At 69.6% G+C, this 8,227-nt stretch carries 12 protein-coding genes and 1 pseudogene; 3 read left to right on the plus strand and 10 right to left on the minus strand.

The genetic code is table 11. The annotated features are described in order from the left end of the window. Positions 1-86: 86 nt before the first annotated feature. From ABZ260_RS40870 to ABZ260_RS40915, 10 genes are all read right to left on the minus strand, one after another. The gene (locus tag ABZ260_RS40870; RefSeq protein ID WP_355628418.1) at positions 87-1,250 is read right to left on the minus strand and encodes an epoxide hydrolase family protein; all 1,164 of its coding nucleotides are present in this window, start codon (positions 1,248-1,250) and stop codon (positions 87-89) included. Continuing rightward, positions 1,247-1,678, minus strand: coding sequence for a hypothetical protein (locus tag ABZ260_RS40875; protein ID WP_355628421.1), 432 nt, complete (start codon positions 1,676-1,678; stop codon positions 1,247-1,249). The genes ABZ260_RS40870 and ABZ260_RS40875 overlap by 4 nt, the downstream gene beginning before the upstream one ends. 31 nt (positions 1,679-1,709) lie before the next feature. Then, entirely contained in the window at positions 1,710-1,922 is a 213-nt protein-coding gene (locus ABZ260_RS40880) for a hypothetical protein (protein ID WP_355628424.1), read from the minus strand. A gap of 66 nt (positions 1,923-1,988) precedes the next feature. Further along, entirely contained in the window at positions 1,989-2,309 is a 321-nt protein-coding gene (locus ABZ260_RS40885; RefSeq protein ID WP_355628427.1) for an Atu4866 domain-containing protein, read from the minus strand. Between the two features lie 85 nt (positions 2,310-2,394). Next, positions 2,395-3,093, minus strand: coding sequence for an Atu4866 domain-containing protein (locus tag ABZ260_RS40890; protein ID WP_355628430.1), 699 nt, complete (start codon positions 3,091-3,093; stop codon positions 2,395-2,397). A 28-nt stretch (positions 3,094-3,121) separates the two neighbouring features. Next, positions 3,122-3,268 (minus strand): hypothetical protein, encoded by a 147-nt coding sequence (locus ABZ260_RS40895; RefSeq protein WP_355628433.1) that lies wholly within the window; start codon positions 3,266-3,268, stop codon positions 3,122-3,124. Further along, a complete protein-coding gene (locus ABZ260_RS40900; RefSeq protein ID WP_355628435.1) occupies positions 3,265-4,653 on the minus strand; it encodes an amidohydrolase family protein in 1,389 nt (462 codons plus the stop codon). The genes ABZ260_RS40895 and ABZ260_RS40900 overlap by 4 nt, the downstream gene beginning before the upstream one ends. Before the next feature lie 103 nt (positions 4,654-4,756). Beyond that, entirely contained in the window at positions 4,757-4,969 is a 213-nt protein-coding gene (locus ABZ260_RS40905; protein ID WP_355628438.1) for a hypothetical protein, read from the minus strand. Next, on the minus strand, positions 4,933-5,085 hold the full coding sequence (locus ABZ260_RS40910) for a hypothetical protein (RefSeq protein ID WP_355628441.1): 153 nt from the start codon (positions 5,083-5,085) through the stop codon (positions 4,933-4,935). Before ABZ260_RS40910 ends, ABZ260_RS40905 begins: the two co-directional genes overlap by 37 nt. 654 nt (positions 5,086-5,739) lie before the next feature. Beyond that, positions 5,740-6,483: a sulfite exporter TauE/SafE family protein gene (locus ABZ260_RS40915; protein WP_355628443.1), complete on the minus strand. Its 744-nt coding sequence runs from the start codon at positions 6,481-6,483 to the stop codon at positions 5,740-5,742. Positions 6,484-6,636: 153 nt separating this feature from the next. Here ABZ260_RS40915 and ABZ260_RS40920 point away from each other — a divergent pair, with 153 nt between their 5' ends. The 3 genes and pseudogenes from ABZ260_RS40920 to ABZ260_RS40930 form a co-directional block, all read left to right on the plus strand. Further along, positions 6,637-6,981, plus strand: coding sequence for a hypothetical protein (locus ABZ260_RS40920; RefSeq protein WP_355628446.1), 345 nt, complete (start codon positions 6,637-6,639; stop codon positions 6,979-6,981). Between the two features lie 332 nt (positions 6,982-7,313). Next, positions 7,314-8,069 (plus strand): carotenoid biosynthesis protein, encoded by a 756-nt coding sequence (locus ABZ260_RS40925; protein WP_355628449.1) that lies wholly within the window; start codon positions 7,314-7,316, stop codon positions 8,067-8,069. 79 nt (positions 8,070-8,148) lie between these two features. Next, positions 8,149-8,227, plus strand: a pseudogene (locus ABZ260_RS40930) (hypothetical protein); the annotation flags it as partial.

Genomic DNA, 8,227 nt, shown 5'->3' on the forward strand with positions numbered 1-8,227 from the left:
GCCCGCGTCCTCCACACAGGAACACCCAACGGCCGCCCGCAGCCTACCTTTCAGGGACACAGGAATCGGACCTGTCCCGGAGTCCGTCAGCGGAACCGCCGGAAGAACGCGCGGACGTCGTCGGTGAACAGGTCGGGTTCCTCCATCGCGGCGAAGTGGCCGCCTCGGTCGAACTCCGACCAGTGGACGATGTTGTTGTCGCGTTCGGCGAGCTGCCGGACGGGGCGGGCCAGGTCGGCGGCGAAGACCGCCACCGCGGTGGGCGTCGCCAACGGCCCGGTACGCGGCGGCCGGGAGGAATGGAACGCCTCCCAGTAATGGCGGGCCGACGACCCGGCGGTCGCGGTGAGCCAGTAGAGCATCACGTTGGTCAGGAGCCGGTCGCGGGAGACCGCGTCCTCGGGCACGTCGACGCAGTCCGTCCACTCCTTGAACTTCTCGACGATCCAGGCGAGCTGCCCGACCGGGGAGTCGGTGAGCGCATAGGCCAGTGTCTGCGGCCGGGTGCCTTGGATCTTCGCATAGCCCGACATCTCCGGTTCCGCACCGACCAGCCGGTCAAGCCGCCCCCTGTCATCGTCGGTGAGCCCAGCGACCTCGGCGGGGTCGCTGGGAGGAGGCGTGAGCAGGGTGTTGAGGTGGATTCCGACGACATGGTCAGGGTCGACAGCGGCCAGCTCCCGGGTGATCGCGTGGCCCCAGTCGCCGCCTTGCGCGCCGTAGCGGGGGTACTCCAGGCGCCGCATCAGCTCGGCCCAGGCCTTGGCGACCCGGTGCACATCCCAGCCGCCTTCGCGGGTCGGACCGGACAGTCCGTATCCCGGGATGGACGGGATCACCAGGTGGAAGGCGTCGGCCGGGTCGCCACCGTAAGTCCGGGGGGCGGTCAGGGGCCCGATGACGTCGAGGAACTCCACAATGGATCCTGGCCAGCCATGGGTGATCAGCAGTGGCAGCGCATCGTCCCGAACGGAACGGATATGCAGGAAGTGGACGTTGGCCTTGTCGATGGTGGTGGTGAACTGGGGGAACCGGTTGAGATGTGCCTCGTGTTCCCGCCAGTCGTAGCCGGTGCGCCAGTATGCGGTCAGCTCCTTGAGGTAGGCCGTCGACACGCCCTGGGACCAGTCGGCACCGGCCGGCTCATCCGGCCATCTGGTCGCGGCCAGGCGGCTGGCCAGATCGTCCAGGTCGGCCTGCGCGATGTCGAGGACGAAAGGACGGACGGCGGTCTCGGCACGCTCGCTCATCCCGTGTTCTCGCCTTCGGGGTCGCCGGCGAGTACGCGAGCGGCCGCCACGTCGTTCTCGTCCCAGCCCCAGTGACCGTCGCGTTCCCCGGCCTGTTCGTCGATCCATCGGTTGTGGGCCTCCCACGCCGCCTGCTTGCTGGTTCCCAGGGCGGCACCGATCTGCGACCACGAGGCGCCGGCCTGGCGGGCGGAGCGCACGGAGAGCTGGCGTCCATAGCCCGCCTTCCGCGCGATCACCTCGCCCAGCGCGAGAAGCTCCAGCACCTCGCCCCGGGTCAGGGGCTCCGCGTCGGGGTCGGGCGGCGTGAGCGTGGAGTCGTCCTCGTCGGCCGGTGCGGCCAGTGCGTCACGGGTGCGTAGCGCGTCGTAGCGCGCGGCTGCGGTCAGCAGCGTGAACCGGCGTTCAAGCTCGTCAGGAGTGGACATGGTTCGAGTATTTCGTCAGGCTACCTTGACGTCAAGCCTTCTTGACGTCAAGGTAGCCTGACATATCGGGGTTCCCCGCCCTGCTCAGCTCCGGCGGGACGCAGTCGACTGCACCATCGTCCGCGTTGCGGCCGGCTGGGGGTGCGAGGGCGGTGGTGGAGGGTCGTGGAGTTGTGGCGCACCCGGCGGTCACTATGAGCGCCAGGGCCACGCAGGCCGTGGAGGTCAGCACGTTGCGTGGCATGGCTTGTCCTTTCTGCGGGCGCGGTGTGCGGGGGGGCAAGGCTCGCCAGGCGGTTGGTGCTGGTGTTCAGCTCTCGCGGTAGAGCACCAGGTGCTCGTGATAGAGCACGCCGTCACGAACATCACCGGTGGCGGTGAAGCCCAGGTCGTCGTAGTAGTCGATGTGGGTGCCGGTCACGGTGTAACGGCCGGTGTAGGCGCGCTTGCGGCCGTCGCGTTCCTCTTCATAGCGGCCGCCGGGCAGGAGTTCCTGACGAATGCGGCCGTCGGCGGTGACCCACATGCCGATGTACGGGTGGGTGGCGGGCGTCGACCGGTCTCCGCTGGGAGCGGCGCACGCGAGCAACATGGCGAACAGTCCGAGGAGCTGAAGGGGGCTTTTGAACATGGGCTGGAATCCTTTGGAGCGGGGGCGGAGGGGTGAAGGGGCCGACCGAGGCGGCTGTCGACCGGACCGTGCGAGGCTTGAGGGGTCAGCGGCGGGTGAGGCGGTAGCCGGCGTGCCGCAGGTCGCCGTCCTGGAACTCGCCGTAGGCCCAGAAGCCGAGGTCGTCGAGGTAGTCGATGCGGGTGCCATTGATCCAGTAGCGGCCGGTGTAGGCACTGGCGCGGTCGCCGCGGGCCTCGTCGTAGCGGCCGTCGGGCAGTAGGTTCTGCCGGAGGAAGTCGGCCTGGTCCACCCAGAGGCCGACGTACGGGTGGTCGGCGGCGACCGCGGATGGCTCCGCCTCTTCCGTGGTTCGGGCGGGGCCGGTGGGACGGCCGTCGTAGTGGGTGACCTGGCCGCCGTCGAGCAGGATGTCCAGGTGGCGGGCGCGGGCGATGACCGGGCCGTCCGGGGTGCCGTTGGGATCGGCGGGATCGGCGATGCGGATCACGGCGATGTCGGCGCGCTCGCCGGGTGTGAGGGTCCCGGTCGCGCCGGTGGCGGTGAAATCGGCGCGGGCGGGCAGGACGAGGCGGCCCGTGCAGTCAATGACGATCATGCCGTCGTCGTCTGCGGCGGTCAGGAGACCAGGGCCGACGCCGACGATGGTGTCGCCGCCGATGAGGACGTCGGCCTTCTCCCAGTCGCCCAGCATCGCGTTCATGCTGATGACGGTGCCTCCGGCCAGCAGCAGCGGACGGGTGCTGTTCTTGATGATCGTGTCGAGGAGTTCGCTGGTGTGCATGTCGAGCTCTTTCCGGGTGAGAAGAAGGTCAGTTGTATGGGTGGGTGGTGGCCCCGTGCAGGGCGTCCTGGGCGGTGTGGTCGCGGGCCTGACGGCTCGGCCGGGCCGACTCGCCGTCGTTCGGGTAGGCGCCGCAGGTCAGGCCGGTCCCGGGTGGCGGGCCTGCGCCGGTCATGATCGGGTGTGCCGGTATCCGGCGGCGGCCAGGACGCGGTCGCGCGAGGCGCGCACGTCCTCGCGCAGTCCGGCCAGGTCGAGGTCGAGGACGGTACCGGCCCACTTGCGGACCTGGCCGGCGATGAGGACTGCGTCGATGTTGCGCGGGTCGGAGCCGAGCACGAGGGTGCCGATCGGGTCGTTGAGGGGCATGTTGTTGAGGTCCTCGGCGCGGACGACGAGCACGTCCGCCTGCTTGCCTGGGGTGAGAGAGCCGGTGACGTCGCCGAGGCCGATGCTCCTGGCGCCCTGCAGGGTGGCGAAGTCGAGCACGTCGTGCACGCCGATCCGGGCGGGCGGCTCGCCGGTGCCGTAGGCGGCGTTGACGGCCCGCATGCGCTGGATGGCGTGCAGGGCGCGCATCTGCGTGAACATGTCGCTGGCCAGCGCGACTTCGACGTCGATACTCAGGCTCGGCCGGATGCCGACGGCGAGCGCCTCGTCTACTGCTGGGACGGCACTCTCCAAGCCGATCTGGGCATCCGAGGTCGGAGCGAGGGAGACCGCGGCGCCGGTGTCGGCCATCGCCTGCCATGCCTGCGGGGTCAGGCCCGTGCAGTGGATGAGGGCGACGTCCGGTCCGAGCAGTCCTTGCTTGGCCCAGCCGAGGATGGCCTCGGAGGAGGGCAGGCCGAAGACGGCGTCGATGCTGACGCCGATACCGAGGTCACGGGCGATGCGGGCGAGGCGTTCGCCGTAGGCGAGGTCGGGGCCGGCGATCTCGCCGGTGGCGAGTGTGGCCAGGCGCAGGGTGAGGAGCCCACTGCTGGAGGTGAAGTAAGTGTCCTGGAGCCGGGTCAGGTCGGCGGGCCATTGGCCGTCCCAGTCACCGAAGTGCGGGCGCATCGAGGCGTGCACGCCCCGGATACCGCTGTCGATCAGCGCCCGGATGGCGGCGTCGGAGTGGTCGGCGGTGCGGGAGTTGTGGGAGAAGTCCAGCATGGTGGTTATGCCGCTGTCGATGGCGGTCAGCGCGGCCAGCTTCGTTCCGATGTACATGTCCTGCGGCTGGTACGCCGGAGCGATCCCGGCCAGGGTGGAGGTGACGTACTCGCCGAGGTCGTTGACGTCGGGCATGATCCGGCGCAGTTGGGCCTCCCAGGCGTGCCGGTGGGTGTCGACGAAGCCGGGGGCCAGGACGGCGCCGGTGACGTCGATGATCAGGGCGTCCTCGGCCTGGAGGTCCGGGCCGACGGCGGCGATCCGGTCGCCTTCGATGAGCAGGTCGGCACGAGGCATGACGCCGAGGCCGGGGTCCATGGTGACGACGGCGGCTCCGGTGAGCAGGATGCGACGCCCGGGGTCGGCGGCGCGGCGGCGCAGTTCGTCCAAGATTGTGGTCATGGTGGGCTTCCTTCGAGAGCGTGGAGGGTGACGGCTCGTGCCGAGGGGGCGTGAGCCGAGAAGAGGGTGACGAGGCCGGTACGGCCGGCGCATCCGGTCGGTGTCAGTCGTGAGTCAGGTACATGCGATGCCGCAGGTCCAAGATGGTGGCGTTGCCGGCGAAGGTGCCGTTGCCGCGGTGGTGGAACTCTCCTGTTCCGCGCCTGCCGGGATCGATCCAGGCTCGCTCGCCCTTGAGGATCCACAGGTTGTGGTCGTCGACGTTGAAACCGCTGGTCATCAGGTTGGCGCGCCGGCCGTCGAAGGTGGACACCATGATGACCGGTCCGGGTTGCGCACCGCGATCACGACGTTGCCGCTCTTGTTGACGGCGGTGCGGGCGATCTCGGCGCCCAGGCCGCGGGATGCTCCGGTGATGAACCAGGTGGTCATGACGGCGCCCTTCGTTCCGTACCCTTTGGCTGACACGGATGAGTTTGCCTAGGCCAGCGGAGTGGAAGAAGGTTGCGGAATTCCTGGGAGTGGCTTACCTAGGAACCAGGGCGGACCGGGCCCATGGACGTCGAAGAGGCCGGAGCATGGCCCCGGCCTCACAGTGTCCTGCCAATTGCTCGCCGCCTAGCCTGGCCGCTTGTCCCCGGCCGCGAGCGCATCGTCGGCGGCTTCCAGCCAGCATCGCCACCTCTTCACGCCGTAACCCCTTGACCTGCCGGCGCCCGCACTCGGGCAGCCTCGCGTCGGCGAAGGCGTACTCGGCGCTGATGGGAACATTGAGTGTGCCGTGCGCCGTCTGATCGGCCAGCACGTCAAGCTGCCCTGCCGTAGCGGCGGCGGTACCGGTGAAGACAGAGTTCACCCCACAGGGGAATTCCTGCGGACCGCCGAGGGGCGAGACGATTCGGCCGCCCGGACGGGCGGCGGCCGCCGTCAAGGCCAGGTTCTGCCCGGCGTTGGCCACGTCGATTTGCCTTCGAGGCGCTTTTCACCATGCGCGGCGCCGTACCTTTCGACGGCGATCGGCTTCCAGCATGGCACCTCGCGGGCGAGGCCCGAATGCTCGTAAAACAAACTCCACCGCAAACCGGCTCACGCGTAGGCGTCTATGCCGAGTTTGAGCGCGACGAGCAGGCCGCAGGCGGCGGTGCCGAGGCGGAGCGCGCGGCCGGGCAGGCGTCGGGCGATCACCGGGCCGAGCCGACCGCCCAGCAGGAATCCCAGTGCGAGGGGTATCGCCGCCGACCACTGCACCGGCCCGAAGAGGGCGAAGCCGATCGCCGCCACCCCGTTGGCCAGGGCGGAGACGACGTTCTTGATAGCGTTGATCTTGACCGGTGACTGGTCGAGCACGGCCGAGAGCACCGCGAACATGAGGACCCCGCCGGCGGCTCCGAAGTAGCCGATGTAGATCGCGACGGCGAACATGGCGGCGCGCGCCTTCCATCCGTCCTCGCCGCCGTACCCTCCCATCGTGTTCGGCGGACGGAGCAGCAGCAGCGAGGCGAACGCGATCAGCCAGGGCGCGATCGCCTCGAACGTGTCGGAGGGGGTCGCCAGCAGCAATCCGGCCCCCACCGCCCCGCCGAGCAGGGTCATCGTGCCGAGTCGCAGGACCCTCGCGCCCTGTCCGGCCAGTTCCGGCCGCGACCCGAACGCCGCGCCCACCCCGTTGAAGGTCAGCGCGACCGTGTTCGTCACGTTCGCGGTCACCGGCGGCAAGCCGAACGCCAGCAGCACCGGGTAGGAGATGATCGAGGCCAGGCTCACCACCGTGCCGACCACCCCGGCCAGCACCCCGGCTCCGAACAGTCCCAGCACTTCAACGACGTTCACGGGGGGACAGCCAACCACACCTCCCCGTCTGGCACGGCGCCACCCACGGCGGAGATACGGGGTGTCGGATTCCGGGTTTACCAACAGACCTTTCCGGTCGAATACCTGGGAACGAACCGGCACATTCAGCCAACCCGCTCCTATGCTGTCGTCATGGCGGAGGAATACTTCAAGGACGGGACCCTGTCGGGTAAGGGCGACTACTCGGACGGGCAGCGGAGTGGATCGTGGACTTTCTACTTTCGGAACGGCCGGTTGAAGGCGGAGGGTGTTTACCAGGCCGGGCAGCTCGTCGGCGACTGGGTCTGGCACCGCGAGGGCGGCGGCCTCCTGCAGCAGGGCGCCTTCGTGGACGGTAAGCAGCACGGCCCGTGGCGCCGCTGGCACGACAACGGCAACCTGCTGGACGAGGGGACGTACAACGTCGGCAAGAAGACCGGCGAGTGGGTCACCTACGACAAGGCGGGCAAGGAAACGAAGCGGACAACCCACCGCTGACCAGATGGTCGTCTCGTCTGCCCGTCGGCTAGTGGTGCAGCGCGCACGGTCATCCCGCTCGCCCGTGCCACCTCGCCGATGCTCCATCTGCGCCCGGCGTCGTCTTTCCCGATCACGCCCGCAACGTTAGGACCTCTCGCCACGGCAGGTTCAAGCCCCGGCCCTTCTGGAAGTCGCGGGCCCCGCCACCGTCTTCCGGGAGATCGGGATTTCAAAGCGAACCTGACCTCGGCCAGCCGATCAAATGACCGTCCATCGGGCACAGCCACCAGGTGAACAGCAGACGGGAGGAGCCCGGTGCGTTGCGGGTGTGGCCACCACCGGCAGAACCCGTGGCTACGCGCGCCTCGAAGGCGATGGTCGTGCTGGGCGCGGTGCTGCTGGCCGCGATGGTCGTGGCGCAGGTCGCCTCGGGACTGCAGCCTCGGCCGATCGCGCTGACCGGTGTGGTCGTCCCGCTGCTGGCGGCGAGCGCGCTGGTCTTCGCCTCGGTGACCTACTCCCCCACCGGAGCCGTCGCGGCGTTCACCGCCGCGGTCGCGACCGGGTACGCCGCGGAGTGGGTCGGGACCAGGACGGGGGTGCCGTTCGGCGACTACCACTACACCGGCGCTCTCCAGCCGGTGCTCGGCGGGGTACCGGTGATCGTGGCGCTGGCCTGGGGTGGCATGGGACTGGCGGCCCACGCGGTGGCCGCCGCGATCGCACCCGGCAGCCGGGCCGCGCGGGTCGCGCTGGGGGCGCTGGCGCTCACCGCCTGGGACGTGTTCCTGGACCCGCGGATGACCCGGCTGGGCCTGTGGGTCTGGCACGACCCCGGCCACTACCGTGGCGTCCCGCTCGGTAACTTCGCCGGTTGGCTCGTCGTCTCACTGCTGGTCATGGTCCTGATCGAGCGCCTCGTGGCCGAACCCGCGGCGTGGAGCCCCGGGCTGGTGTCGATCTACACGACGATGGCGGTCATGGAGACCGTCGGTTTCGCGGCGGTTTTCGACCCGCCGGATCCGCTGGTCGCCGTCGCGGGAGGAACGTGCATGGGTCTGTTCGTCCTGCTCGTCTGGGGACACGGATACCGGAGACAACGGTGATCGGGGGACCGGATTTCCATGAGCCTGCTCACCCGGAGGCGCGGATGCCGGAGGTGACGGTGATCGGGGTGGTGTCGGGGGCATGGTCTGCGCCCTGCTGCCGGCCCGCGAGGGGCACCGGGTGCGCCTGTACGAGCGGCTCCCCCGCCTCGGCCGGG

This window comes from Streptosporangium sp. NPDC006013 (assembly GCF_040614275.1).
Lineage (GTDB): Bacteria > Actinomycetota > Actinomycetes > Streptosporangiales > Streptosporangiaceae > Streptosporangium.

Coding starts and splice junctions, on each gene's coding strand:
- ABZ260_RS40895 (WP_355628433.1), bottom strand. CDS start 3,268: ATGACCGGCGCAGGCCCGCCACCCGGGACCGGCCTGACCTGCGGCGCC.
- ABZ260_RS40910 (WP_355628441.1), bottom strand. CDS start 5,085: ATGACCACCTGGTTCATCACCGGAGCATCCCGCGGCCTGGGCGCCGAG.
- ABZ260_RS40870 (WP_355628418.1), bottom strand. CDS start 1,250: ATGAGCGAGCGTGCCGAGACCGCCGTCCGTCCTTTCGTCCTCGACATC.
- ABZ260_RS40880 (WP_355628424.1), bottom strand. CDS start 1,922: ATGCCACGCAACGTGCTGACCTCCACGGCCTGCGTGGCCCTGGCGCTC.
- ABZ260_RS40885 (WP_355628427.1), bottom strand. CDS start 2,309: ATGTTCAAAAGCCCCCTTCAGCTCCTCGGACTGTTCGCCATGTTGCTC.
- ABZ260_RS40875 (WP_355628421.1), bottom strand. CDS start 1,678: ATGTCCACTCCTGACGAGCTTGAACGCCGGTTCACGCTGCTGACCGCA.
- ABZ260_RS40900 (WP_355628435.1), bottom strand. CDS start 4,653: ATGACCACAATCTTGGACGAACTGCGCCGCCGCGCCGCCGACCCCGGG.
- ABZ260_RS40905 (WP_355628438.1), bottom strand. CDS start 4,969: ATGGTGTCCACCTTCGACGGCCGGCGCGCCAACCTGATGACCAGCGGT.
- ABZ260_RS40920 (WP_355628446.1), top strand. CDS start 6,637: ATGGCGGAGGAATACTTCAAGGACGGGACCCTGTCGGGTAAGGGCGAC.
- ABZ260_RS40890 (WP_355628430.1), bottom strand. CDS start 3,093: ATGCACACCAGCGAACTCCTCGACACGATCATCAAGAACAGCACCCGT.